Origin of the sequence: Aneurinibacillus tyrosinisolvens (genome assembly GCF_001015055.1) — a bacterium.
In the GTDB taxonomy this organism is placed as follows: Bacteria; Bacillota; Bacilli; order Aneurinibacillales; family Aneurinibacillaceae; genus Aneurinibacillus_A; species Aneurinibacillus_A tyrosinisolvens.
The window spans coordinates 1-26143 of the sequence record NZ_BBWZ01000001.1 but is presented as its reverse complement, the minus strand read 5'-3'; the positions used below and the strand labels follow the sequence as shown (position 1 = coordinate 26143).

The 26143-nt window shown below is 43.8% G+C and carries 28 protein-coding genes, 1 pseudogene and 1 riboswitch; of the genes and pseudogenes, 9 read left to right on the top strand and 20 right to left on the bottom strand.

The window, feature by feature from the left end; translation table 11 throughout:
- Positions 1–68: 68 nt before the first annotated feature.
- Positions 69–238, bottom strand: a riboswitch (M-box (ykoK) riboswitch).
- A gap of 319 nt (positions 239–557) precedes the next feature.
- Together MBEAL2_RS00145 and MBEAL2_RS00140 are read left to right on the top strand one after the other, a co-directional pair.
- Positions 558–1097 (top strand): sigma-70 family RNA polymerase sigma factor, encoded by a 540-nt coding sequence (locus MBEAL2_RS00145; protein ID WP_082129668.1) that lies wholly within the window; start codon positions 558–560, stop codon positions 1095–1097.
- The gene (locus MBEAL2_RS00140) at positions 1090–2493 is read left to right on the top strand and encodes a DUF4179 domain-containing protein (RefSeq protein WP_047150326.1); all 1404 of its coding nucleotides are present in this window, start codon (positions 1090–1092) and stop codon (positions 2491–2493) included. Before MBEAL2_RS00145 ends, MBEAL2_RS00140 begins: the two co-directional genes overlap by 8 nt.
- A 63-nt stretch (positions 2494–2556) precedes the next feature.
- On the opposite strand, the gene MBEAL2_RS00135 is transcribed toward MBEAL2_RS00140, so the two are convergent.
- Complete coding sequence (locus MBEAL2_RS00135) at positions 2557–3540, bottom strand: 4Fe-4S binding protein (protein ID WP_047150325.1); 984 nt, start codon at positions 3538–3540, stop codon at positions 2557–2559.
- 1 nt (position 3541) lies between these two features.
- On the bottom strand, positions 3542–4336 hold the full coding sequence (locus tag MBEAL2_RS00130) for a TrmB family transcriptional regulator (RefSeq protein WP_047150324.1): 795 nt from the start codon (positions 4334–4336) through the stop codon (positions 3542–3544).
- A 219-nt stretch (positions 4337–4555) separates the two neighbouring features.
- Between MBEAL2_RS00130 and MBEAL2_RS00125 the strand changes: the two genes are divergently transcribed.
- Positions 4556–5488, top strand: coding sequence for a manganese-dependent inorganic pyrophosphatase (locus tag MBEAL2_RS00125; protein WP_047150323.1), 933 nt, complete (start codon positions 4556–4558; stop codon positions 5486–5488).
- A gap of 273 nt (positions 5489–5761) precedes the next feature.
- Here the strand turns inward: MBEAL2_RS00125 and MBEAL2_RS00120 are convergent, their stop codons facing one another.
- The 6 genes and pseudogenes from MBEAL2_RS00120 to MBEAL2_RS00095 form a co-directional block, all read right to left on the bottom strand.
- Positions 5762–6634 (bottom strand): DMT family transporter, encoded by an 873-nt coding sequence (locus MBEAL2_RS00120; RefSeq protein ID WP_236692645.1) that lies wholly within the window; start codon positions 6632–6634, stop codon positions 5762–5764.
- An 80-nt stretch (positions 6635–6714) separates the two neighbouring features.
- Positions 6715–7416, bottom strand: a complete 702-nt coding sequence (locus MBEAL2_RS00115) for an LrgB family protein (RefSeq protein ID WP_047150321.1) — start codon at positions 7414–7416, stop codon at positions 6715–6717.
- Positions 7391–7780, bottom strand: a complete 390-nt coding sequence (locus MBEAL2_RS00110; RefSeq protein ID WP_047150320.1) for a CidA/LrgA family protein — start codon at positions 7778–7780, stop codon at positions 7391–7393. The genes MBEAL2_RS00115 and MBEAL2_RS00110 overlap by 26 nt, the downstream gene beginning before the upstream one ends.
- A gap of 97 nt (positions 7781–7877) precedes the next feature.
- A complete protein-coding gene (locus MBEAL2_RS32570) occupies positions 7878–8057 on the bottom strand; it encodes a hypothetical protein (RefSeq protein ID WP_047150319.1) in 180 nt (59 codons plus the stop codon).
- Between the two features lie 451 nt (positions 8058–8508).
- Positions 8509–8814: pseudogene (locus MBEAL2_RS00100) on the bottom strand (tripartite tricarboxylate transporter permease); the annotation flags it as partial.
- 35 nt (positions 8815–8849) lie between these two features.
- Positions 8850–9173, bottom strand: a complete 324-nt coding sequence (locus MBEAL2_RS00095; RefSeq protein ID WP_047150317.1) for a hypothetical protein — start codon at positions 9171–9173, stop codon at positions 8850–8852.
- A gap of 262 nt (positions 9174–9435) precedes the next feature.
- Between MBEAL2_RS00095 and MBEAL2_RS00090 the strand changes: the two genes are divergently transcribed.
- Entirely contained in the window at positions 9436–9657 is a 222-nt protein-coding gene (locus MBEAL2_RS00090; protein WP_047150316.1) for a hypothetical protein, read from the top strand.
- 400 nt (positions 9658–10057) lie between these two features.
- Here MBEAL2_RS00090 and MBEAL2_RS00085 read toward each other — a convergent pair whose 3' ends face one another.
- On the bottom strand, positions 10058–10339 hold the full coding sequence (locus tag MBEAL2_RS00085) for a hypothetical protein (protein ID WP_047150617.1): 282 nt from the start codon (positions 10337–10339) through the stop codon (positions 10058–10060).
- A gap of 171 nt (positions 10340–10510) precedes the next feature.
- Entirely contained in the window at positions 10511–10690 is a 180-nt protein-coding gene (locus MBEAL2_RS00080; RefSeq protein ID WP_047150315.1) for a hypothetical protein, read from the bottom strand.
- 180 nt (positions 10691–10870) lie between these two features.
- Between MBEAL2_RS00080 and MBEAL2_RS00075 the strand changes: the two genes are divergently transcribed.
- The 4 genes from MBEAL2_RS00075 to MBEAL2_RS00060 all read left to right on the top strand — a co-directional run bounded on the left by MBEAL2_RS00075 (position 10871) and on the right by MBEAL2_RS00060 (position 13518).
- A complete protein-coding gene (locus tag MBEAL2_RS00075; RefSeq protein WP_047150314.1) occupies positions 10871–12016 on the top strand; it encodes a hypothetical protein in 1146 nt (381 codons plus the stop codon).
- Positions 12017–12164: 148 nt separating this feature from the next.
- Positions 12165–12371, top strand: coding sequence for a hypothetical protein (locus MBEAL2_RS00070; protein WP_047150313.1), 207 nt, complete (start codon positions 12165–12167; stop codon positions 12369–12371).
- A gap of 15 nt (positions 12372–12386) precedes the next feature.
- The gene (locus MBEAL2_RS00065; protein WP_047150312.1) at positions 12387–12701 is read left to right on the top strand and encodes a spore coat protein; all 315 of its coding nucleotides are present in this window, start codon (positions 12387–12389) and stop codon (positions 12699–12701) included.
- 181 nt (positions 12702–12882) lie between these two features.
- On the top strand, positions 12883–13518 hold the full coding sequence (locus MBEAL2_RS00060; RefSeq protein WP_047150311.1) for an FMN-dependent NADH-azoreductase: 636 nt from the start codon (positions 12883–12885) through the stop codon (positions 13516–13518).
- Between the two features lie 114 nt (positions 13519–13632).
- Here the strand turns inward: MBEAL2_RS00060 and MBEAL2_RS00055 are convergent, their stop codons facing one another.
- From MBEAL2_RS00055 to MBEAL2_RS00015, 9 genes are all read right to left on the bottom strand, one after another.
- Positions 13633–14382, bottom strand: a complete 750-nt coding sequence (locus MBEAL2_RS00055; RefSeq protein WP_047150310.1) for a glycosyltransferase family 2 protein — start codon at positions 14380–14382, stop codon at positions 13633–13635.
- Positions 14345–15823, bottom strand: a complete 1479-nt coding sequence (locus MBEAL2_RS00050; protein WP_047150309.1) for an alkaline phosphatase family protein — start codon at positions 15821–15823, stop codon at positions 14345–14347. The genes MBEAL2_RS00055 and MBEAL2_RS00050 overlap by 38 nt, the downstream gene beginning before the upstream one ends.
- A complete protein-coding gene (locus MBEAL2_RS00045; RefSeq protein WP_047150308.1) occupies positions 15820–16770 on the bottom strand; it encodes an NAD-dependent epimerase/dehydratase family protein in 951 nt (316 codons plus the stop codon). Before MBEAL2_RS00045 ends, MBEAL2_RS00050 begins: the two co-directional genes overlap by 4 nt.
- 1 nt (position 16771) lies before the next feature.
- Positions 16772–17689 (bottom strand): FTR1 family iron permease, encoded by a 918-nt coding sequence (locus tag MBEAL2_RS00040; RefSeq protein ID WP_047150307.1) that lies wholly within the window; start codon positions 17687–17689, stop codon positions 16772–16774.
- Between the two features lie 72 nt (positions 17690–17761).
- Positions 17762–19273, bottom strand: a complete 1512-nt coding sequence (locus tag MBEAL2_RS00035) for a glycosyltransferase family 39 protein (protein ID WP_047150306.1) — start codon at positions 19271–19273, stop codon at positions 17762–17764.
- 2 nt (positions 19274–19275) lie between these two features.
- Positions 19276–20037, bottom strand: a complete 762-nt coding sequence (locus tag MBEAL2_RS00030; protein WP_047150305.1) for a hypothetical protein — start codon at positions 20035–20037, stop codon at positions 19276–19278.
- Positions 20038–20084: 47 nt separating this feature from the next.
- Positions 20085–21284, bottom strand: a complete 1200-nt coding sequence (locus MBEAL2_RS00025; protein WP_047150304.1) for a hypothetical protein — start codon at positions 21282–21284, stop codon at positions 20085–20087.
- A gap of 127 nt (positions 21285–21411) precedes the next feature.
- Positions 21412–22716 (bottom strand): UDP-glucose dehydrogenase family protein, encoded by a 1305-nt coding sequence (locus MBEAL2_RS00020; protein WP_047150303.1) that lies wholly within the window; start codon positions 22714–22716, stop codon positions 21412–21414.
- A complete protein-coding gene (locus MBEAL2_RS00015) occupies positions 22709–23647 on the bottom strand; it encodes a lysylphosphatidylglycerol synthase transmembrane domain-containing protein (protein ID WP_052947322.1) in 939 nt (312 codons plus the stop codon). Before MBEAL2_RS00015 ends, MBEAL2_RS00020 begins: the two co-directional genes overlap by 8 nt.
- Positions 23648–23940: 293 nt before the next feature.
- On the opposite strand from MBEAL2_RS00015, the gene MBEAL2_RS00010 reads away from it, so the two are divergent.
- Entirely contained in the window at positions 23941–24681 is a 741-nt protein-coding gene (locus tag MBEAL2_RS00010; protein WP_047150302.1) for a polysaccharide deacetylase family protein, read from the top strand.
- A gap of 41 nt (positions 24682–24722) precedes the next feature.
- Here MBEAL2_RS00010 and MBEAL2_RS00005 read toward each other — a convergent pair whose 3' ends face one another.
- On the bottom strand, positions 24723–25820 hold the full coding sequence (locus MBEAL2_RS00005; RefSeq protein WP_304511113.1) for a CotH kinase family protein: 1098 nt from the start codon (positions 25818–25820) through the stop codon (positions 24723–24725).
- Positions 25821–26143 lie beyond the last annotated feature (323 nt).

The following is a 26143-nucleotide window of genomic DNA, read 5'->3' as shown; positions in this document are numbered from 1 at the left end:
GAGGCTTTTTATCACAAGTAAAAAGCGCAAAAGGAAAAATATACGATAAAATAGCGTATCGCATGATTTCCCACTCCCCCTGGTTGAGCTTTGGCACAGAACAACGTAGAGTAAAAAATACTCAGCTACCTTAAGTAGAGCCTTAATCCGGCAATACCTGTTCTACCCATTGGCGTCTTTCGACGTTTCCGGGCAGTAGCCTGTGTTTGAACTGGAGCCTCGCCTAACGAGAATGGTTGTTTTTTCTCTATTATATTAAATTAACTGCCGATTTTTGATATCCCAAAGCAAACAACAAGAAACGCGAAATAAAAAATACCCATATACCCAAAAAGCTGTAAAATTCCTCCGAGCTTATTCATGCTTCCCTCTATCCTTTAAAATACTTAAATCCAAATGGATTATAAAACTTTTTGTCCCTGCTGTCTACATCTAATTTTATCCTCTATCCCTGTTCGCGCTCCCCATAAATCAAGCACTGAAAATTTTTTCTCTTTCGTGATCCAAACCGGCCTCTCTATAGTCTAATACATAGAAAAGAAAAGGAGGTACGGACAGTGGACATCGATTTCTACGAGGCAAATGTCGCGCAAGCGCAGCAAGGTGACAGAGAAGCGTTCGTACGGCTTGTCAAAAAGTGCGAAAGCACGCTCTACAATGTGGCCCGCTCCATATTAAAGTCCGACGCGGAATGCCTGGATGCATCACAGGAAGCTATCATAAAAGCTTACACTTCGCTCCAAAACTTACGTGAAGCACGCTATTTTAAAACATGGTTGATACGAATTTTAATTAATGAGTGCCAGCGTCTTATCCAGCACAAGAAGCGGGTCGTTCCGATGGGAGAATTGATTGAACAGCAGGTAAGCGAACGGTTCGAGCGCGACGTCGAGCTGCAGGATGCGATTCAGGCGTTGGAAGAAGATCTGCGCGTCGTTATCACCCTTCATTACTTTGAAGACTTACCGGTCAAAGAAATTGCCCTGCTTCTTGAAATACCGGAAGGGACGGTAAAATCCCGTCTCATTCGCGCACGTTCAAAGCTAGCGGCATCGATTGCTGCCGACAAAAAGGAAGGGAGATTGTGCCATGAATGATAAGAAGGTAGATGAAATGCTACGCCGATTTGGAGCGGAAAACAAGACTGAAGTTCCCTCCTTTTTCAGTAGCGGCCTTGATGAAATACTGGAAAAGCTGCCACAACACTCCCCTGCTGCGGCCCCGGTTTCACTGCATAAAAAGAAGCAGAGAAGAAAGCTGCCTTATATAGCGGGAGCCGCAGCCGTTACCGCCCTCTGTATATTCGGATCCGGCTTTATCTCACCCGCCATGGCGCAGGTTCTAAGAGAGGTTCCTCTTATCGGTTCTGTATTTGAAAAGGTAGGCGATCCGATTCTACAGGATATGAGTAAGCAGGGCCTCATCTCTCAGCCGCAAAAAACCGCCACCGATAAAGGAATCGAAATGAGGATTACCGATGTCTTTTATGACGGCTCCCGGCTTGCGCTCGGCTATAAACTAAAAACGGAAAACAACCAGCCGCTAAACAAAGTAGAAAACCAATCAATGCCTTTACAATGGAGCTTAAGTGTACCGGAAACGGACAATGTCCAGTGGATCGGTGATGTGACCGAAAAAGCAGGGAAAGATGGAGAGTACTCAGGAAAAATTGACTTTAACTTTGATATAGAAAAGAGATTCCGGGAGAACTTCACGCTGCAATTAGCTGTAGAAGCCATCCATGGAGTGAAAGGAAGCTGGAAGTTTTCGATCCCCATTTCTACCAGGAAAGTAGAAAAAGCCAGCACAACCTTCCAGCCAATGGTAACGAAAAAATGGAACGGCATGACGTATACGGTGGAAAGGGTGACCTTCTCACCGGCAACGACCCAGGTCATTGTTAACCGGACGGTTCCGAAAGAAAAGATGCAGGACTTCTTCTATATCGGATATGACGAATCGGGAACCGTCATTTCCGGGGGGCCAAGCTCGGGCGGTGCCCCAAAGGATGAAGGAAACGGTATGGTAACAGTAACGGATACGCTCCTGTTCGAGGCGATGAAAGATATTCCGAAAAGCATTACCCTTGAAGCGGGAATTCCCGGTCAGTTAAAAGCAGGAGACGATCCGAGCCTGAAAAGATATTCCTTTGATGCCAAGGGCAAATTCCCTGTCACCATTCCACTCGGGGGCGGCAATTCAATCACGGTCCATGGCATTGAGTTCTTGCCTGATAAAACCATTATGAAGTATGAGGTGAAAGGCAATCCGGTGTTCCAGACCCATTATTTTATGCTGGAAGATGGGACCGGAAAAATGTACGGCTCTGAGAAGAAGCCCGTGCGCATGGCGAAGGATAAGTATTTGTTTACAACAGAATTCCCGAAGTTAGATTCGAAGCAAACGATAAAATTAAAAACAGAAGTGGACGAAGCGGAAGGGGCCTCACGCCAGTCTGTCATGATGGACATTCCGCTTGCACAGAAAAAGTAACCTCTCTCTTCTATAAAACGGGCCCGCTGCTATTCTCAAAGAGGAAAATAGCAGTGGGCTTGTTTATGCGCCTAGCGCTTTTGGCTTCCGGCTCTTCTTCGTCGCAACCGGTTCGCCTTGATAGCGAAGATATTCCTTCAATCCGCCATCAAAGCCAACCGTATACGCAATCGCATCTGTCGGACACGCATGGATGCATGCCGTACAGGAGATACATTCTGTGGACAGCACCCGCTTGCCTTCATACATGTAAGACAGCAGCTTGATATCCATCGGGCATTCCCTTTCGCAGGCAAAGCATTCTATGCATTTATCCCGTTTAATGTTTATTTTCATGATGGAAAAGCGGGAGCCAATCTTCTGGACAACAGGAATAGGGCATACATACTTACAAACCGCGCGATTGTCTTTCAAAACAAAAGCAAGGACAAACCCGGCCCCATAATAGACAAGGTTTCCAATTAAAAACCAATACATCTCCCTGGCCGATTCCAGCTGCGGGGCATCGTGAAGAACATACATAAAATAAAGGACAAGGGCGAGTGAGCCAAAGAAATGAACATAACGGAAGGCTCCCAAATAGCGTACCCGCCCTTCCTTCGGCTTTTTCCACGGAAGCAAATCAAGCAGCGTCATGGTCCAGCAGGCATACCCGCACCATCCCCGGCCAAAAATAACGGTACCACCGATTTTCGCCACCAAATAATGAATGGTCGAGCCAATGAAAATCCCCATGAATAAATAAGTGAAAAAACCTTCGATCTGCATATTTTCCTTTCCGTAGATGCCCAGAAAGACAAACATATACACTCCAACGAGAAACTGTGTGACCAGTCTCCCCTTCTGTTTTTCCCGTTTAGGGAGGGCTGCACCTAGGAACGTACCGACCGCAACCGAAAGACCGATATACGAAAAGTTAAAGAGATAAAATAGGTTATTTTTCGTTAGCCATAGCGTAACAGCAATGGATAAAAAGATGACAAGAAGTATAGAGGGAAAAACAAAATGCTTCCTTTGAAAATCCCATGTTTGCTTTTTCTTTTTCATGTTATTTCCAGCCTTCCCCCGTATACTTGCGGTAAATCTCCTCAAAATTCCGGCCATACCTCTGCTCCATCTCTTCCTTCATATCATTCATAATTTCATGGATCACAACGTCGTGGAAAAAATTATTGAGGAGAAGTTTAACTAACGCCGGATGTTCTGTTACAAGAGTTTTCGTAGCGAATCGGTCCCCACGGACCCCAATAATGGCCACCTTCCTATCAACCACAAAGGAAAATTTGCGCCACCCATTGTCCTGCCACGATTCCTCACGCTCATCCATCAATACGGTGGATAACGGTAATTCCACCGCCCCTACTGTAGAAACAAGCACCCTGATTCCGCGTTCTTCGCTCTCTACAAGGAGGGAGCCAAACAAATCCGCTTCCTCCGTCCACATATCCGCAATCACTTCTTCTTTTGCATTTTGTAATTCATATGTTACACGTTCAACCGTCTGTTTTTCTCCTTCGATTGTAAAGAAGTCATCCAGCGTTCGAAGGTAGACAGGAAAATGCTTTTCAAGAAACGAAAAAGAATCACTCATTTTCTGCTGAATTTTTTGCTGAATTTCCTCCAAGGGGATGGCCTGATAATAGGCGGGTTCCCCTTTCGAGATAAGCAGCATTCCCTTGTCCAGCAATCCCTGCAGAGAGCTGTACACATTGGAACGTGATGCCCCTAATTTTTTCGCTGCCTCATACCCGGTAAGACGATTGTTTTCGGCGAGGACTACAAGGCATTTGCTTTCCAATTCCGTAAAACCAATTTCACATAATTTCTGAACCAGACTTTGCATAGAAATCGCTCCTCAAAAAATAGTGGTTTTATCAAATACTACTATAATTGAAATAGAAAAATTTGTCTATCCATTCCATGTCTCCTTGCGTTCAAGCAAAAACTCATCCGGATTAACATCGTGGACATAGGTTGTACTACGAAATTCAAGGTCCGATAGACACGTAGCATCTGATAAGGTAAACTTTAGATATTCAAACTGTTATAAGGAGAGAATTCTATGGAAAAGTCACTTGTTTTCGGGCATAAAAACCCAGATACAGATTCAATTTGCTCAGCGATTGTGTATGCGGAATTAAAGAACAAAATAGGAATGAATGCTGAACCTGTCCGTTTAGGTGAGATAAATGGGGAAACACAATTTGTGTTAGACTACTTTCAGGTAGCGGCACCCCGTCTGGTTGAGACGGTTGCAAACGAAGTGAACGGTGTCATTTTAGTCGACCATAACGAACGCCAGCAAAGCGCAGATGACATCGATAAAGTTCGTGTGTTAGAAGTCATTGACCATCACCGTATCGCTAATTTCGAAACAAGCGATCCTTTATATTACCGCGCTGAACCAGTCGGGTGTACAACAACGATTTTAAATAAAATCTACAAGGAACACGGAGTAGCAATAAGCAAAGAAATGGCTGGACTAATGCTGTCAGCGATTATTTCTGACACTCTTTTGTTTAAATCGCCGACATGTACAGAACAGGATGTAGCAGCAGCCCATGAATTTGCTAAAATTGCAGGAGTGGATCCACAAACCTACGGATTAGAGATGCTGAAAGCCGGAGCCGATTTGAGTGACAAAACGATTGAACAACTCATTTCCCTTGATGCAAAAGAGTTCCAAATGGGAAGCTACAAAGTTGAAATCGCCCAGGTAAATGCAGTGGATACAAACGATGTCCTTTCACAGCAGAAGGAATTGGAGGAGGCACTTTCACAGCGGATTGCTGAGAAGGAATTGGATTTATTCTTATTTGTTGTTACAGACATTTTAAATAATGATTCGATCGGACTCGCACTCGGCCGCCAGGCGCATGCGGTAGAACAAGCTTATAACGTGACCCTTGTTAATAACACGGCTACCCTTAAGGGTGTTGTATCACGCAAGAAACAAATCGTTCCTGTTTTAACCGATGCTTTTAGCAAGTTATAATGTAAAGGATTTTCAAACCGCTATTTTGTAATACCACTCGCTGGTTTATATTTAGGTAGAGCACGATAAAGATGTATAAATAAAAGAGGGCGTCCCAAAAGCAGCTTGGGACGCCCTCTTTTAATAATTTCAAAGTGAACAAACATTTTGTGGCTTCATAGGTCTTCTTACAAGTTCTCCTCTTTATTAATTCCCGTCAGTTCAAAAAAACAGTTACTTGGAGATACCAGTTATACACTATTTCTATACTTTAAGTAATTTCTTTATATTTAACTAAGCATGGTTTCTTTTATGCCCAACCAGTGTAAACCAGGTTACACCGGCAATCACTAATACAGTACCAATAATTTGTGCTACGGTGACACCAACTCCTAGTAATAAGAATGCTAATATGGCTGTAAAAATGGGATTGAAATTAAGAAATATTCCAGCTTTTGTTGGTCCTACTTCTTTAATCCCAATGTTCCAAAGTATTGTAGCGATGACTGTTCCGCCAATAACGGAATACAACATGTAACTCCAAAATGCAGCATTTGAATGTGTGAGGTGAATAGGTAAATTAAAAGGAAGCATAATTAACACGCCAAAAATGGATGCCCAAAGTGTGGACATATAGGGCGAAACATATTCCATCGCCTTGCGCCCGGCCACTGCGAAGAGTCCCCAGGTAACCACGGCGGCTAACATCCATAAGTCTCCTACATTAAAACGGAAATGAGCCAATCTGCTCCATTGTCCATTGGAAATAACGACAATCACCCCGATAAGAGAGATCAGCATCCCAATAACTTGTATCAGAGATAATCGTTCTTTAAAAAACAAGTATGAAGCAATAGCAATGGCAATCGGATTTATAGCGGTTAAAAGACCGACATCATCTGGTGAGGTCCATTCTAATGCTATATATGTGAAAATGTTGAACAAAGATACACCTGTAGCTCCCATGACAAAAAGAAACGGAATGCTTTTAAGGGGCGGGAGCAGCCTACGCTCTTTCCACCATACAAGGGGAATCAACAATGGTATCGCTAAGAGCAATCTAAGATCGGTGACAGTGAGAGGTGTTGTATACCTAACAAGAACCTTTCCGGAGACAAAGTTACCGGCATAAAGCAGGCTGGTGCAAAGTAAAAAAAGATAGTACAAATTCTTTTGCCCCCCTTTAATAACTTTCATTTAATCCAAAATCGTACATTTCTTTCTCGTTTTCCAGACCCTACTGGCCCCTAAATCATAAGTTCTGATTGTAAAACAGGAAAGATGGTAAATGCCAGAATAATGGTTATTATAGCTGCAACAATCATAGCTATACTTGCAAATGTCCCTTCCAACTCGCCCATCTCAAATGCCTTTGATGTTCCTGCCCCGTGTGCACTCATACCAAGCATTAGTCCTTTAGCTGTTGATTTCTCAATATGAAGTATCCGAATCAGTGAAGGGCCGACAACAGCACCCGTTATGCCAGTAATAATGACAAAGACCGCCGTAAGGGTTGGAATACCTCCAATGGTCTTGGAAATGTTCATTGCAACAGGTGTAGTTATGGAACGAGGCACTAAACTATTGGTTAGTGCTGTACTTAGGTGCATCCACATGGCATAGAGGAAGGAAGATACGATGGCCGCGGCAGAACCAACTGTGACACTGGAAATAACTTTAAACAAATGTCTTTTCAGCAAATTAATGTGTTTGTACATTGGCACTGCAAACGCTACAGTTGCAGGTCCCAATAAATAGGTCAACCATTTAGCACCTTCAATATATGTATTATAAGAAGTATGCGAAATTAGCAGCAGGACAATTAGAACAATCGGGCTGATTAAAATAGGTGATAGTAGAACTATTTTCCAGCGAACGTAACATTCCTTACTAAGCCAATATACTAAGTAAGTGATACCGATACTAACGATTTTTGGCACGAGAATCATGATATCCACCTTTCGTACGTTTCGCTATGAATTGAGCAGTAATACCGGTGAATGCCATTACTGTCAATGTACTCAAGACAATGACTGTTATTAACTTAACTCCTTGTGAGCTTATCACTTGCTGATAATTCACTACTCCAACTGCCGAAGGAATAAAAAATAGGAGTAATTCTGCAAGAAGCCAAGTAGCCCCTCGCTCTATCCATTCAATTTTGACTACCTTAATTTGAAGCAACAGAAACAAGATAACCAACCCTACAATACTTCCTGGTAATGGGATGTGCAGGTATTTAGTTATCAGATTACCTAACCAAAAAAGGACGGTTAAAAAACAAATTTGTAGAATTGTCACAATAAGGTTCATGGTATATACCACCATTCTAAAACATATAGGTTAACTTTAGAGTTTACGATTAAGGAGCCGCATATTCAGAGCGGCTCCTTGATTTAAACTTCCAGCTTTACATGGCCGGCGAGTCGCTATGCAGGTATAGAAGCTCCTTCGCATTGCCCTGTTCCTTCCACTGTTTTACATCCTCCATCCCGTTATACAGCAGCACGCCTGTCTTTTTCTTGTTCCACTGAAATGCTTGATTTGCTATATAAATAGCTTTGCTCCGATCAATATAATACGGGTCCAACTTCGGATTTTTAACGAAATGATAGGACGGGTTTATATTTCTTTTGGTCAGCTATAGGCATGTAAGGGATCACGATAATGTCGGGACTCTTTCCTAATAATTGATCCATTTCTTTAAAGTCAGTGAAGTAAATCTTTCTTAAATAGATTTTTTGTAAAATGAAACCCCAGGAATTTCACCCATGCCAGGCGTACAAGCAATAGGGTGTTTCAGTAATCTGAAACACCCTTCTTTTTTATTTTAGAACTCCTTTTCTACATTCAACTCTGCATCCATCATCCGCTTTTTTCGTCGTTTCACAATAGTTAGGATTTGAGGAAGTAGAACGACCAGGAAAATTAAAATAAGGATGGTCAGGGATATAGGACGTTCAACGAAAGTTATAAGATTCCCATTTGCAACATTCATCGTTCTGCGAAAATTTTGCTCTAACATCGGTCCCAATACAAGGGGCACCACCCACAGCCGCATTATTTGCCGTCTCAGGTCCGGCTACCCCTTCTATGGCTCCCTTTCCAAACTGATTCGGATGCTTCGAGAGTTTACGTTCGATAACATAGGAAGCAAACGAAGAAAGGGTGGGCCCGATTCCCGGAAGCACACCGTGTAAAAAGCCGAGAACGGATCCTCTTCCGTAGGGGCTAACGGACCTGCGCCAGTCCTCCCGCGTCATTCGAAGGGATCCTTGAATTTTCTGGGCATCCACAGTGGATTGGCCTTTGGGTTTGGCTAGATTCATCAACAAAGCCGCTTTCACTTTTTTTGAAGTGTGAACGGCTTTTTTACATGACGTTACTTTTGCTCTTTATCCTGATTGTCAATTACATCCAGAGCTCGTTCTAGATTTCTTTTTTCTACATAGATGCAGCGCATAAATGGCTTATCCATTGTTTCTAGGCTTTTGTCCAAGTCCAGTTTTACATGATTATGAAATCGTACACGAAACGGAATATCTACTGTACTTAATTGATTGGCAATGGAAAACAATTCTTTGGCATCTTTCGTAGCATAAACAAGGTAGCTGTATTTTCTGTTTTTAAACCATAACAAAATTGATGTGAGAAGCTCAAAACCAAAGTAAACAAACAACAGTACTTTGCCGACTTCCCCTATCACCTGGCACTGTCCTCCCTTCTATAAACAAATCAACGGTTTCTTTATTTTATAAAAAGAAACAAGCCATCGTGAATGTACAATCACTTTGGACTGGTACATTGATATTTGACACACCTACCAGCCTACCTAATAGCCCTCTCTTTCCCCACGAAACGCAGCATTGCTATAGGACTATTCATGGAATCATCCATTAGAAGGTATACTGTTATCAAGAACCTGTAGAAGGACAGATATTTCATTACAACCGAGGGAGATGAGGGATTTGGAAGTAAACGCAGAACAAAAAAAGAAGGCAAACGATCTTACCTTTAAAACACGTCACCAAGGTAACCTAGAACTAACCCTTAAGGATGGGACGCCCATTCACATGACATATCTATCAGGCACCTATTTCATTAACGGATTGACTGAGGATCAAATTACCATAGATAGTGATCATGATTTTGACGAGCTGGTTAAAGACATCATTCATCTGATTTCCTGAGACCCTTTTCTATTCATGCTCCATACATAAAAGAGTGTCCTTATCAATCGATATCCATAATGTCATTTGCTTGTACATTTCTTCTCTACAGAATTGCCATTCATGAAACCGCCACCAGGTGTAGAGGTGGGTGTTCTACAAAAATAAAGTATTAGACTCACGCCAATAACAAAAGCAGCTGAAGCCAGGAACAAGAAAATAATGTTCCAGACTGGCGCTGCTTTTATTGCGCTAACGATTCCCGTTAACCAACCATGCTGCTGACGCAGTACCACAGATTGCGGAAGATTTACGATTCTTCCATAATTTGAACAATCATCATGTTACCTCTATACTAATGGGCTAAGGTTGCTTTATCTAGTATTTCCATTAACAACTGGAGCGCCATTAATGAATGGTGTTACTTGTCTTCTTGCTCTTCCCTGGCCTCCTGCTTAAAATCATCAAGATAATGCAGGCACGCCTGCTTCAACCCTTCTAGCTTGCTTATTAATCCATCTATGTCACACGTATGTATTGTATCAACAAGTACGTTGTCTTCCTCTGTTTTTGAACGTATGTGTATTTCCATACATCCATCCCATCTAATATTAGCATCAAACGTACCGTCTTGATCTTCTAACTCCAGCGCAATCGTTCTCTCTTCTTCATTTTTATGCTTTGATTTAATGACCCAATTCATTCTCACACCGCCTTGATGATTGAAAACTCTCATGTACCAGGAGTTTTTGTCTTCGGTTTGTCCCATCTTAATGCTGCTACGTAACGAATCAAACAGAATTGCGGAGGAAAGGCGAACGCAGCGTTTACCTTTTCTCCTTAATTGATGAATAGCAGAAGTCTTGCACAAAGTCTACAGCTCTTTCTTCCATCCCCACAGCCTGCTTACATCTAACGGAACATCCGTTTCACTCCCATTTATGTTCCGCTGTAATAAAGGCTTTTCAAATCGTTCCTTCGCATAGGGATCCTCTTCTTTTCTTCTGGCACGAACATCAATCCCCAGGATCGTCTTTATAGAATGCGTAAACATTGTATGTATCCCTCCCTTTCTCTCTACCTTGCTGTTTTTATTGCTGTTTTGCAGCCAGTATTTGGTTTTCCCGATAATACAAGCATTATTCTCTCCAGGTAGAAATATTTGGTGTATAAAAATAAAAACCATGGACATTATAAACTTGTATGTTTACTACAAATACAAGGAGGAATTACTATGCCACAACGTATTTACCAAGCAGCTCAACAAGCGCAGCAATCACTACAACAAATTCAACAGGTTGCACAGCAACTGGCTCAGCAAGGACAGCAAGCTAGAGGTTTTGCAGGGGCTCAGTCTATGATGCAGCCTGGATTCGCAGGCACTCAATCCATCATGCAGCCTGGCTATGCCGGAACGAACCCACAACAGGTAAGACAGCAAATTTCTAATGATATCCAGCGTGAAGCAATGCAGAATAACTTTGGCCAACAGGCTGGCTTCTCTGGAATGCAGGGCGGGTTTGCTGGAACTCAATCCATGATGCAGCCTGGATTTGCGGGAGCGCAATCCATCATGCAGCCTGGATTTGCCGGAACGAACGCACAGCAGGTAAGACAACAGATTTCAAACGACCTCCAGCGTGAAGCAATGCAGAATAACTTTGGCCAGCAGGCTGGATTTGCTGGAATGCAGGGTAACTTTGCAGGAGCTCAATCCTCTATGCAAGCTGGTGGATTTGGAGGCGCTCAGTCCTCTATGCAAGCTGGTGGATTCGGAGGAGCGCAATCCATGATGCAGCCAGGATTCGCCGGAACTGAGGCCCAGCAAGTAAGACAGGATATTGCTAACGATCTTCAGCGTGAAGCAGCACAGAATAGCTTTGGCATGCAAGGCGGGTTTGCAGGAACTCAATCCTCTATGCAAGCTGGTGGATTCGGAGGCGCTCAGTCCTCTATGCAAGCTGGTGGATTCGGAGGAACTCAGTCCTCTATGCAAGCTGGTGGATTGGAGGCGCTCAAGTCCTCTATGCAAGCTGGTGGATTCGGAGGCGCTCAATCCATGATGCAGCCAGGATTTGCCGGAACGAACGCACAACAGGTAAGACAACAGATTTCAAACGACCTCCAGCGTGAAGCAATGCAGAATAACTTTGGCCAGCAGGCTGGATTTGCTGGAATGCAGGGTAGCCTTGCAGGAGCTCAATCCTCTATGCAAGCTGGTGGATTTGGAGGCGCTCAGTCCTCTATGCAAGCTGGTGGATTCGGAGGCGCTCAATCCATGATGCAGCCAGGATTCGCCGGAACTGAGGCCCAGCAAGTAAGACAGGATATTGCTAACGATCTTCAGCGTGAAGCTGCTCAGGGCGGATTTACCCAGTAACCTTATTACGTTACGATAGCGCAGTAAAAACAACAGTGCCCTCCCACTCAATACAGTGGAAGGGCGTTTTTATTCACGAATTCCCTTAAATGGATAGGAATATTCCCTCTTATTTGGATAACAATAAGGGCGGATAGGAGGTGGACCTATGGAGAATCGACAATTAGCTCTGCATGAGACACTGGAAAGCCATGAGCTGCTCTCTTTTCAAAACCTTTGCTGTACAAAATCCTCTATGATGCAGCTGCTCGCGTCAGATGAAGGACTAAAATCAATTCTGCAGCAGGATGTAGAAATAACAAAGCGGCAAATCAAGGAACTACAAAGCATATTATCACGTGCTAATCTACAGTAAAGGAGGGTCACAGAAGTGAATTCAGTTATCGAGAATTTAACAGGCATGAACACAATGACAGACCAGGTCATCGAATTCGATTTATTGTTCTCGGCTAAGACTGCGGTTAGAAACTATGCAATAGCGGTAACGGAAGCAGCAACCCCGGAAGTTCGTGCTATTTTACGTAAGCATTTAGAAGAAGAAATTGCGATGCACGAAAAAATTAGCACTTACATGATGGCCAGAGGGCATTATCACGCTTATAACGTTGGGGAACAAATCCAGCTCGATATGAGAAATGCCGAGACGGCACTCAATTTGCCTACGAACAACACATCAATCTTTTAACGGATAAAACATGTACCAGCCCGAACTCCGGACCCATAAAAACCAGCTTATCTATGCATGGCTCGATAAGCTGGTTTTTTTTATCGCCATCGGTACTTTTCAATATGAATAAAAACGGGAAACTAATGAAAGATAAGAATGGTTATCAAAATTTAAATTCGAGAAGGCAGGTGTAAATTTCATGGCAACCGTTCTTTATATTACCGCGCATCCGCATGATGAATCCCAATCCTATAGTATGGCAGTAGGCAATGCCTTTATCCAGGCATACCGTGAAGCTAACCAGAACGACGAAGTCATCCGCCTGGATTTATACAGGGAAAACATTCCCCATATCGACGCCGACGTATTCAGCGGCTGGGGAAAACTTCGTTCAGGCAGTGAATTTAACCAGCTGTCCGCAGAGGAAAAAGCAAAAGTCGGGCGCCTTTCCGAACTGACGGATCAATTCGTTGCCGCCGATAAGTATGTATTTGTAACACCAATGTGGAACTTCTCTTTCCCTCCTATTATGAAAGCGTATATCGACTCCATTTGCACAGCCGGAAAAACGTTCAGATACACCGAACAAGGACCGGTTGGGCTTCTAACAGACAAAAAAGCGCTCCACATCCAGGCACGCGGCGGTATCTATTCGGAAGGTCCGGCAGCCGACGTTGAAATGGGCCACCGCTACCTCGGCATTATTATGAATTTCTTTGGCGTCCCTTCCTTTGAAGGAATTTTTATCGAAGGCCATAACCAATTTCCGGATCGCGCACAATCGATTAAGGAAGAAGCGATCGCACGTGCCCGGGAAATGGCAAAAACATTCTAAATCCCTTTCGCAGCATAAAAGAAGCCGCTCTCCATAAGCGGCTTCTTTGCTTTATATCACATTACTCTTTACGGCAAATCAATAAGCATAAAACGAGAATTGGATTTTGCCCTCTTACTTATTTTGTGTCGATGTCGTAGGAAGAGAAGGATAATCAGGCCGTCTCTTGTATTCCATTTTCACACGCCGCCATTCACGCCAAATGGCTGGAAAGACCTTAAACACATACCGAAACGTAATAAAAGATTTTCCCGTTTCACGTACTTTATATGGAATATCGACTTCGCTTAGACGGTATCCCTGCCCCACGATGTTTATGGTCATTACCTGGGCATAGTTATAGTCATGGATAATATCCATATCACGAAGGACAGAACGGGAAAAGGCACGTAAACCTGTCTGGCCATCACTAAGCCAGCGTTTTAACAATAGGACTTGCAGCAGAGTAAAGAAATAATTACCCAGGCGCCGGTAAACTTTCATTCCTCGAACACGGCGTTTGAAACGCGATGCGAGTACATAGTCAGCTTCTTTTGTTAGAATGGGAGCTGCAACCCGGGGGATGTGGTCAGCCGGGTACTCATCATCAGCGTCAATCATGACCGCCAGGTCTGCTCCCATACGGTACGCTTCTTTTAATCCTTCACGAACGGCTGCACCTAATCCTCTATTTACCGAAAACGATAAAATATACTCGGCACCCGCCTCTTTCGCGATCGATACCGTCTGATCAACAGAACCGTCATTAACGACCAGGACTTCAACCTTTACCTGTGGGCTAAAATGGCGTGGGATTTTTTTAATTACTTTTGCAATGGATGCTTCCTCATTGAACGCCGGAATAACGACGATGAGTTTCTTCATGCTGTTCTCCCCCGCCTTCTTTAAATGCTTCTTTTAATATAGGTCCCCTCGCATGGTCAGGCAATGACACGCCTAATAGCGCGCTAATCGTAGGGGCAACCGATACAATACTATGGAAGTCTTCGATTCGCTGTCCGCCGGCAATCATCGGCCCATGCATGAAGAATGGAACGAAACGTTCCCCTTCATCAAGGTGCCCGTGCCCGCCAATGCCATTCCCCTGGCCATGATCGGCCATGACCACAAAAGCAGTGTCTTCCATGTCCCCACGTTCGGTAAGCCAGCCGTGGAAGTCTTCAACCAGCTTGTCCGCTTCTTTTATCTTTTGCAGATATTCTGGATAAAGGACGCCCCGGCTATGGCCCGTCTGGTCAACCGCAATCATCTGAACGATGAATAGCTCAGGGTTTTCGCGTTCGTAAATGACCTTAGCCTGGTCCATAATTTTTTTGTCAACAATATCATTGTGCGATACAGCCGTAAAGCTCTCCACATACTCACCGAATGCATCAATAAGGTGGGCACAGCCAAAAAGAACGCCTTTTTTTCCCTGTTTTTTCAATACATCAAAGATGCTCTCGACTTTTACACCTAAATCCCATACCATATTTGATTTAATTCCATGTTCCCTGGGGTATGTCCCCGTAAACATAGAAGAAAAACAAGTGACCGTCCGGGCCGGGTAAATGGTTTCCATGGTTTCATACACCGTGCCCTCCTGCATGAGTTTGTGAAGAAATGGCGCATCAGCCTGATAAAGCCTTTCCTTTCGGCAGCCATCAATAACAACCACAACGACGCGTTTGGCCAGCGGCTGTGCAGGCAAGTCCTCCGCTTCCGTATAAGCCGGGTATTCGACAGGCTTCCAATTAAATAAATATCGATGGATAACATAGGAAAAAACGGCGAGCCCGCTATAGAAAAGGACGAGTTCTCCTGCCATGCTTCCTTTATCCTCTGCTTGATAGATGGCGGAGAAGAGGATTAACTGCAAAAACACTTTTGGCAGCTGCTCGAATACATTTCCGCTCGTTGAATCACTGTTTTTCAAAAATAATTTCCATATGCGAAGAAAATTCCACCACGTTGTTCCGATACGGAGATGGTAATATAATGTCCCCCAGAAAAACACCGTAAAGAAAATATACATGCCAAGCGAAAACCATAAGATGTTTGGTTCCACCACTCCAAACAGGAGGCCGCCAATGGCAAGAGGAATGAGAAGAAACCACCTCAGGTGCAGGGGAAAATCATATACATAATAAATAAGAAACACGGGCAGCATGCACAACAGCGAAATAAAGAAGGATGTTACCCGTAAATCCATTGCATAATACATTAAAAAAATAGAAATGACATAAACGGGAGTAAAGGACTTACTCTCATTTAATACATTCCAGCAGCGTGCCATAACAATTTCGATTGCCGAAGCTTTTTTCATCGTTTTACTCCTTCCTGCAAGAACCAATCAGCAAAGCGGCGGATGCCTTCCGTAATCGGTACCATCGCTCGGAATCCCAGTTCTTGTTCAGCTCGTGTTGTATCCGCCCATGTCATTGGTACGTCACCCAGAGGAAGGTCGCGCCATTCAATCATCGCTTTCCGCTCCAGAGCATTCTCGATTTCCAGCACGAGGTCTTGTATAGGGACAACCTTTCCATTACCAAGGTTGTACGTTCTATTTCTAGCTGCAGGCAACAGGGCTGCCTTTGCTATGCCGTCGGCAATGTCGTTTACATAGGTATAATCGCGCCCTATCCTTCCTTTATAAACGGTAATCGGCTCACCGTGATAAATCTTCATCGCAAATTTCCAAAGCGCCATATCGGGACGTTGTTCAGGCCCATAAACCGTAAACGGCCTGACAATGGTAATCGGTAAATGATACAGCCTCTGGTATGTACGGCAGAACATTTCCCCGGCTGCCTTTGCCGCAGCATAGGGGGATACCGGCTGAAGCTCTTCATCCTCTCGGGAAGGTCCAGCCACATCGGTTCCATACACGGAAGAGGAAGAAGCAAAAACAAAACGGGACGTTTGATATTTTGCCGCGAGCGAAAGCAGATTCACCGTCCCTTTTACATCAGCATCCACATATGCCGCGGGATCCTCTAAAGAAGGCTGTACCCCTGGAATGGCGGCAAGGTGAATAACACAATCCGGCTGGAAAGAAGCATATAAAGCTTCAAGCGCTTCCTGGCTGCATATATCCACCTTGCGCCACTGTATGTTTTTATAACCCGCCATGCTGTTTAGCCGGCGCTGTTTCCACCCAGGGGAATAATAAGGATGAAGGGAATCAACAATGAGGATATCATGGTCTCCCTGAAGCCTTTTCACAACATGGGAGCCGACAAAGCCGGCTCCCCCTGTAATCATCATTTTCATTTTAAACTTCCTTTACCTGAACATGGCTTTTTGCTACCGATTGCTGACTAACCTTCGTCTTTTTCTCCTCGCGGCCACGCAGCAGCAAATACAAAGCTAAGAAATATCCCCAATAGACTAGAAACTCTTCCAACGAAGGAGCGGAGGAGTAGCCAAACAGTGCTTTCAGGAAAATTCCGACCTGCCCGGAAATAAGGGGCTGCTGGCCCGTATCCCGTATAAAATGGGCAGCATCAATCGGATGCTCCGGCATCAGCCATGTTAAGTCATAGATGTGGGGGGCAACCGTCCCGATAATACGCAGGTCCTGCATAATAGAAACCCCTTGTACGATAAGGCCCGCAGCAATTAAAACGATAAATGCACCCGTAACTTTAAAGAACGTCTTGAGCGGAATGCGCATCGTTCCGCGGAAGAAGAAGGAAACAACAGCCGCCAGGATAAGCCCGCTTAAGGAGCCCCATGTTTGCATGGCCTTTCCAATATCTCCCCCGGTGATCGCGGCAAAGAAAAATACCGTCTCAACCCCTTCACGCACGACTACGAGAAAGGCATGGATGACCATGCCGATAACATTACCGGCTGTAATAAATTGATCGTATTTCCCCTGCACTTTACCGGACATCTGCCTGGATTGCTCCGCCATCCAGAATACCATCTGGGTAAGTAACGCACCGGAGATCAGCATGATGCCGACTTTCATATAAGTATGGGCACCCATCGATGCGAATCCGTCAAGGATAACCTGGAAGACAAGCGCCAGGCCGGCTGAAGCCGCTACCGCTAAAATAGCACCCAGCCACACGTATTTTGTAAACTCCGGACGGTTCACCCGCTTTAAATAGGAATTTATAATTCCAACAATAAGCAATGCTTCCAGCGCTTCACGGAACGTAATTAAAAAAGCCTGTAATTCCATCTATGTCACCCCGTGCCAATTAATAACTATTCTCATTCTCATTATAAAGCTACTGTCCATTCCCGTCAATTCTCATTTTTCCTGGAGAAAGGAACGCCACTCTTCTTTTTTCGCTGGATTAACCTCATATAAAATAATGTCGTGGTATGTCGGATAAAGCCATTCACTGCCTTTAAACCGGGCAGCTTCCCTCATATACTTCTTTATTTCCGCCATGTGAAATCCATCTGCCACGCTGTTTGTAAGAAAAATACGTTCAGGCAAGATTGGGTAATTAAGCAAGGACACCTGGAAATCGGGCCATTTCCTTAACCTGACGGTGTTCGCGGAAGGCTGTTCATAACGAATGACCCGCTCTTCCTCGTATGTGTAAATAATAGTGGATTGATGAGCTGCGTGCTTCGCCAAATAGGCAGATAACTGTACCATCGGGGAGGGCAGAACGGCCTGCTCCCGAATTTGCGTCCAGCTTACAGCCAGCATGCATCCTGCAAATGTGAGAAGCAGATAGTTGCCTGCTCGCTTCCACGTCGATAATCCCATGATAAGCATCCATAGAAACGGAGCAATCAGCGGAAGGATATGGCGTGGTTTCTCTACATTTTGGGCAAAAAACGCCCAAATTATGTAAGGAATAATCCACATAAGAAGGAAACCGGCTTTTTTCCATTCCCACTTTTGATTTTTCTGTCTCTTCCAACGAATAAGATTCCCTGTGATCCCAACGAACGTTAACCATAGTAGGATATAACTAAAAACGGACTGCTGCTGGCTCCATGGTGTCCCGAGCCCTGCACCGAGCCACTGACGGCCTACCCAATAAGAAACCCTTGCAAGGAAGCCTCCTTCTGTGTAAGTGCCGCCCCAGTCGGAAAAGTGACCACCAGTGAACGACAATGCCAGCTTCCAGAAACCCGAAAAACTTCCCACATTGCCTATCAAAGCGTAAATCCATAGTAAACAAACAAGAACAGCCGAAGATACCGCCCCAATGACATCTTGCCAGCGGCGTGTATCGCGTATATATACAAATGCAGCCCACAGGGGAACAGCCCCAAAGGCAATGTATGAAATTCGTACGCCGTACAAAAGGCCAAGCAAAATACCACTCGCCAGCAAGGCGTACGCTCTTTTTCTCTCTTCCATACTGGAGTCCATCGCATAAAAACTTGCAGCAGTAAGAAGCATCGCTAACAGATTCCCGAAACTATCAGACATTGGCTGTGTGCCAAGTACAAAAACAAGAGGATTCACAGCCCAAAACAAAACAATCCATAAGGCTGTTTTTCTTCCGCTTATTCTTTCAACAAGACAATATAACGGGAAAACAGTAAGGGCTGCAGAAAGAGCGGACAGTACCGATAAAGCATAGAATGGATTTTTAATAAAAATCGCTGCCATAAAGGCAGCGAGCATGTAGATCGGATACCCGGGAAAATGCGGCTGCATTTGCTCAAGGTCGAAGTTTTTTATTCCAAGCGCAAAATCCACATCATCCCATCCGCCAGGTCCGTGCGCAAGAAAAGGAAGGCGCAATCCAAACACGGCCAGAGCAATGAAAGCCAGAATAAGGTGCTTCCTCATACTTATCCGCGTCGCCTGCGCATCGTCCGATAAACAATAAACCCAAGTACCAGCACAATCACAGCAATCGGAATCCAGTTTTTCAAACCGCCCATCCCCGCGGAAGTGCCGTTGTTTGCCGGGTTGCCAGGGCCTTCGCCAGCCATGAAATGCCCTACTTCCAGGCTTTTCATATTAAAATGGGTTTGCAGGCTTTTAAGGATGTCATTTTTTTGCGCTGTAAATGTATTTTGATCAGGCTTTTTTACCCCTACTCCGAATAGGCCGGGATTTCCCAGCGATTCAAGTGCCTTATTAAAATCGGCGCGTATCTTCTGATCTAAAGCAGCATCTTTTCCTTTTATAACCGGTGAAAGAGCATCATATGTAGCTAACGCTTTTGCAAGCAGCAATTTGTTTTGCTGATAGTTTGCAAAATCTTTTTCAATGCTTTCCAAACGTCTCGCCATATTTAACACAAGCGTTTGCTGATAAGCATAAACGGCCGTTTCTTTATTTTTATCGTTTAATGCTTTTTCAATGACCTGGGACGGTTTTGGACCCATATGCATATCAAGTTCTTTTTGGATTGGCTTAAACAGTTGCAGCGCTCCCGCAAAATCAGGTGGATTCTGGTTGAGCTTCGCCATTACCTGCTTATAATTTTCCGCCACCGCCTCTTCGTTTGGATTGCCATAGGTGTACGCGAATGCAGAGAACGGCATTAACGTAACGAGCAGCAACAAAACAAAGAGGGAGGATATGAACTTCTTTTTAAAAGCCATTTCCAACCCTCCTACTATTCATTTATTATGGCTAGTATTCTACCACTTTATTTTCCGTATTTCATTAGCTTATCCAAATCAGCGTCGATTTTTTTGTGGATTTCAGTTGCCTTGTCCTTGTTGCCGGCTTTGACAGCTTCAAGCTCTTGCTGGGCATTGTCCAGCAGTGCCTTGGCCTTGGCTTCTCCACCCAGCGCTTTATTCAGGTCCGTCTTAATCATGTCAAGGAAGAGAGCCCCTTCAAGCGAAGTGATAACCGCTTTATCTTTGCCCCAGTTCTTAAATGATTGCCCATATTCATCCTTTGCTACAGAAGCAATAGCACGGACATACGCCTGGTTGATTTTATCACCCTTGATATTTTTCGGATCATTGGAAAGGTCAAACTGGCTGTTAATGAAATCAGCATCAGCCTTATCTTGTTCCTCTAAATACCCTTGTAAAGACTGGAAGAATGCCCATCCTTCCGCCTGTGCAGCTTTAATATCTTCCTTGCTGCCCTCTTTTACGAACTTCTCAATCTTATATCCATAGCCTTTTTCTGCCCCGGAAGCTAAATAAAATGCCTTCATGAGCGACTTATCAGCCATTTGTTTAGCAAGGTTATAGCCCAGGTTATCTCCTTTATCAATCGCATTGTTCATTTCTGAGAATCCGCCATCGATCGTGCTAATCAGCTGGGTTTGATAAGCAGTGTCACGCTTCTCAACCATTCCCTTCAAGAGTCCGTCATAAAACTCTTTCGCTTCAGCCACTTCTTTTTTCGCATCTTCTTTCTTCGCGAAATTGTCATTGGCTTCTTTAAAATCATGACGTACAGAGAGGAAGGCTACTTTCTGCATGAGCTTTTCATAGAGCTCCGCAGCCGTCTTAACAGTGAGCGATCCTTCTTTTCCCGCAGCCATCGCTGCAGTAAGCTGCTCGTTCACCTGGGACTTGCTTTCCGCATCCATCGCCTGAACTCGTTCTTTTATTTTATCATCATGAATTTTTTGTACTTTTTCCCAATCGACTTTACCCCCATCTACGCCCTTTTCTATCTCTCCAACCAGCTCTTTTGCAGCGTTTACGAAATCAGCGGATGATATTTCTTTTGTTTCAGAAGCTGCAGGTGCAGGCGTACTTGTCTGCGCAGCCTGGTTCTGTGTAGTTTCTGTCTTCTGTGCCGGCTTGCTTGCCTCACTGCACCCCGTTACAAATAAACTCATTGCTAATGCTGTTGATGCTACGACCTTCCATGGTTGCATGATGAAAAATCCCCTCTCTTATTATCAGGCTTTCTATGTAATAGTAACGATAATCGTTATCAATCATAAAGCCATTGTAATGGGAATGATAGTTATTGTCAATAAGAATAGGGCAAAATTTTTTTGCTTACTTTCCAATCGCAACATAAGAAAAACCCCTTTTTTCCATTTCACCTCTGTTGTATAGATTGCGAAAATCAAAGATCACCTTCCCTTTTATCCTGCGATAGATCTTGTCAAAATCGAGGTTTTGAAAAGCAGCCCACCCTGTTAAAATAATCATCCCGTCTTTCGCCGTAACCGTTTCATATTCATCCTTTCCATATCGAACACGGTCTCCCCATATCTCCCTTGCATGATGGATTGCCTGTGGATCAAATAGCGTCAGCGTCGCTCCTTCCCGCAAAAGCTGATGAATCACTGCAATCGAAGGCGACTCGCGCACATCATCTGTATTTGGCTTGAAGGATACACCTAACACGCCGAGGGAAATACGCTTCAAATCCGGAAAAAAGTCTTTCACTTTTTGGATGGCGTATTGCTTTTGAACCTGATTGCTTTCGATGACGGCTTCAAGTATCGGAAGCGGCATCTTTCTTTCCCGGGAGATATGGGCAAGGCTTTCCGTATCCTTAGGCAAACAGGAGCCTCCATACCCCGGACCCGGCTGTAAGTATTGAGCCCCAATCCTCGAATCTTTTCCTAACGCATCCGCCACAATTTCGACATCTGCGCCTAAAACATCGCACAGCCTTGCGATTTCATTAATAAATGTCACTTTCATCGCTAAGAAACTGTTGGCACTATATTTAATCAATTCAGCCGTTCTGTAGTTCGTTATGATAAGAGGCACATTCCGCGCAATAAGCGGTTGATAAATCGTGTGCATCGTTTCAGTAAGACAAGAATCTTCTAATCCAATGACAATTCTTTCTGGATAAAGGAAATCGTGAACCGCGTTTCCTTCACGTAAAAATTCCGGGTTCGTTACAATGTTGATTCTATATTTGTTATCCGTAAAGGAATCAACGATTTCTTTTACCTTTTCACTCGTCCCCGGTGGAACCGTACTTTTAATAACAACCATTTTGTCTGTGTTGCTTTTTTCTGCGATCTCTTGTGCAACATCAAATAATGCGGTTAAATCGGTGTCTCCTCCGTTTTCTCCGAACGTGCCTACGGCAATAAAAATAACATCAGCCCGTTGAATCGCTTCCTGAACGTCCGCTGAAAATGCCAGGCGACCTTCATCTATATTTTGCTTTAGCATCGCCTCCAGGCCAGGCTCATAAATTGAAATTCTCCCCTCTGTAAGGGAACCAATTTTCTCTTTATCGATGTCCGCACACACAACGTATGAACCTAAATGAGAAAGCCCAACGGCGGTTGTTAACCCTACGTGCCCTGCACCTATGACTGCGATTTTATTCATTTTCTCTACCCCTTGCTTTCCCTTTCATCCACCTGCTTATTTCAGCCCATTGTATGGGAGCGGCCAGCCAAACCCACAGGCCCACAGCGTATGAAAATACAAATTTAAATCCATGTGTTAAGAGTGCCGTTGTGTAGGCATCTTCCCAGGACACCCCTGCCGTAACGAGCGAAAAAGTCATCACACTTTCATACGTGCCGACTCCCCCCGGAGTAAAATGAAATAGCTGGCCGGCAATCGTCATGCTGTTTACCCACAGTCCTTCAAAAAACATAAGCTTTACCGATAAAGCTTGTGTAACCCCAATAACAACAAACGATTCTGTGACCCAGCTGACTGCAACGCTTAGTGAAATGACCCAGCCTTTTTTTCCTGAAAAGGCTTCCTTTAGTATTTGGAAATGCTTTTCAAAAAAACCTTTATTCCGTTGTATGCCTAAAACATAGAAGAGGATAATGAAAAAACCTCCGGCAAAAAGAATCCAAAACATAACGTTCCACGAAGTATTTATCCCTAGCCATAAGGAACCTGCACCAGCAAGAAGTCCCAGTACAAGATAATCGAGAAGCCGCATAACCACGACAGAGTGAACCGCCTCATCCCAGTGTACCTGCTTTTCTTTCGCAAGAAATCCGATTCGGACAGCGTCCCCTACCTTAAGCGGCATCACATGGTTAATAAACAAGCTGTAAAATAAAGCATAAAGATAAACAGAAAAAGGCACCTTTTTATTCACATATAATTTCCAGGCGCCCGCCCGCAGAAGAAAAGCAAGCCCATACAACAGGCTCATCATGATAAGGGTTATCGGATGAGAAAAGAACTCAATAAATTTACCCTTTACATTGTGCCAATCGAACAAAGTAAAACAAAGAACAACAAAACTAAAAAACAGGCTGAGTCTCGCCCCAATAAGCAAAAGACCTTTCATTCTCCGTTTCTGTAAGGTCCTTATGTTACATCCCTCACTCTCTATAGAAATAAAACAAAGCCTTGCCCTATAAGAGTCTACCTTATTAGACGACGTTAGACTAGCCAAATACAGATAGGGAATTCAACTTAGAAAAATGGATGATGCAAAAATTAAAAAGAGCCGACGCGAATGAAATGCAGGAGTTTGATTTTAAAATTTGCGGATACTATAAAGGACTGCCATATATTCTAATCATCACCACTCCCGGTAATCAAACGACAGTTTAGAAAAGCGCAAAGGCGGTGAATAAGATGGTAAAACCATTTTCTCTGTTCGTTCTTTTTCTTTCGATTTTTTTTATTGGCAGCGAAGACGTGCATGCCGGGAAAAATACCCGTGCTTATTGGGAATCAAAGGGGAGCATCGTGTGGGAAATAAACACAAAGGAAAAAGTCATTGCCCTCACATTTGATGATGGCCCGGATCCAAGATATACACGGCCCATCCTCAAGCTGCTGGAACAATACCGGGCAAAAGGGACATTCTTTGTCATCGGCAGCAAAGCCGAAAGCAACCCTGCCCTTATTAATGAAATGATTCAGAACGGGCATGAGATTGCCAACCATACATACCGGCATCCTCAATTAAACGCGATTTCCTCCCTCCAGCTTCAAAAAGAAATTAAGGATACCGATGATATCATCCATGCCATTACAGGTATATACCCATCGCTATTCCGTCCGCCAGGCGGAGTTTATGATGAAAAAGTAGTAGAAGCTGCGAAGCTGGGAAATCACGTTGTAGTGATGTGGTCATGGACGCAGGATACCAAAGACTGGAGAAATCCAGGTGCGCAAAGAATTATCGATAAGGTGTGCAAAAATGCCCGTCCTGGAAACATCGTCCTCTTCCATGACGCAGGGGGAAACCGGACGCAGACAGTACAGGCAGTAGAAAGCATCCTGAATAGGCTAACCAGGGACGGCTACAGGTTTGTCACCGTTTCACAACTGCTTTCTCAAAGGGATAAAGGCGTTTCCCGCAAAAAATAGAGAATACACTGAGCGTGTATTCTCCTGTATTCGTATTCCTTTTATTCCAAATCAGATAAATGTTCCTTTAGATATTCATTTCGCTTCTTGATAAATTGGAAAATAAAATCAGGTTCCTTATCGAATTGTTCAACCTCCTCCTGTTTATACGGGTCATTTAGCAGGGAGGGACGGATCCATTTGTATAAGGCTATTATGTCGTTCTCCAGGGCTTCAACGGTAAACGTTGTATCCAGTACCTCTTCAATCAAGGCACGATATTTAGCCCGAAATTGTGGAACATCCAGAATACGGGCAGTCAGAGTGTTATACCCTTCAATAGGAACATAATTGTATCTCATTTCTTTACCGTTACAATCCCTTCCCCACGTCCCGTCATAATCCCAGGGAATCATTTCGAATAACCCGGATGCACTATTACGGTATAAAGAATAATTATGAACAAAACCATCGTAATTTTGTGTACAGATTACGCCGGTTAACCAGCGTAAGTATTTATCCACATCCACAAATTTTTGAATCTGATTTCCGAAATCCTTTTGTGAAATCGTATTAATCTGATAAATGAGTTCCCGCAGAAAAGCATCATCCTCATCTGTTCCAGTTTTACGTTCATATCCGGATTCCAGCTTTTTTTTTGCCTTTTTATCCACCGGGCTAATAAGTGAAAAGTTTGCGTCGTCATCTACTGCGTAATAAATAGGGCCGGCCGGTAATTTTCTCTTCTTAAGAAATAAGTGATCGACCGATTCAAGCTGTAAATAAACACCCATATATTTTCCGTTTAACGTAAACGATACATGTTCTGCTTGTGGAGAATTCACCCCCAGAATTTTAAAAAAATCGAAGGAAAGTTTGTTTCGGATCAAGGAAGGATCACAGAACTCTGCATTCAAATGGATTTCTCGTGCTCCGCCACATAAAGCCGGCTTAATAAACGTTATATAATATGATTTCTTAGAAAATTCGCGGGTATGTGCACCTCGATAGGAAATATCAATGTCATATCTAACCTTGCCGATTTTCAACTTTCCAGGAACAGGATCATCACACCATACGTCCCTCCGCAGTTCATACAAGTCCTTGGGGTGAATATAGAGAGAGTAATTTTGCGGCATCCCTTCTATATAAATACCCATCACCACATTCCCTCTTTTTCATTTGTTGTTGTTCATTGTATGGCAGCTACAACAGGATTGACACAGAAAATACACGCTAATCTATTTTTGAACAATTCAGTAACAAGTGGTTTATACAAGCCATAAGATACAACATGTCAACATTTAAATTATTTAAGATGGGGTGTTGGAATGAGGGCAATGGATCAAAATGAAATTCAACAAGTAATTTCAGGCCTGCTGCAGAACACAAATCTAGTTGAAAATTTCATGCTGCGCGGGCCTCTTACAGGGCGCCGTAGCACTGGTCGTCGTTCTACTGGTCGCCGTAGCACTGGTCGTCG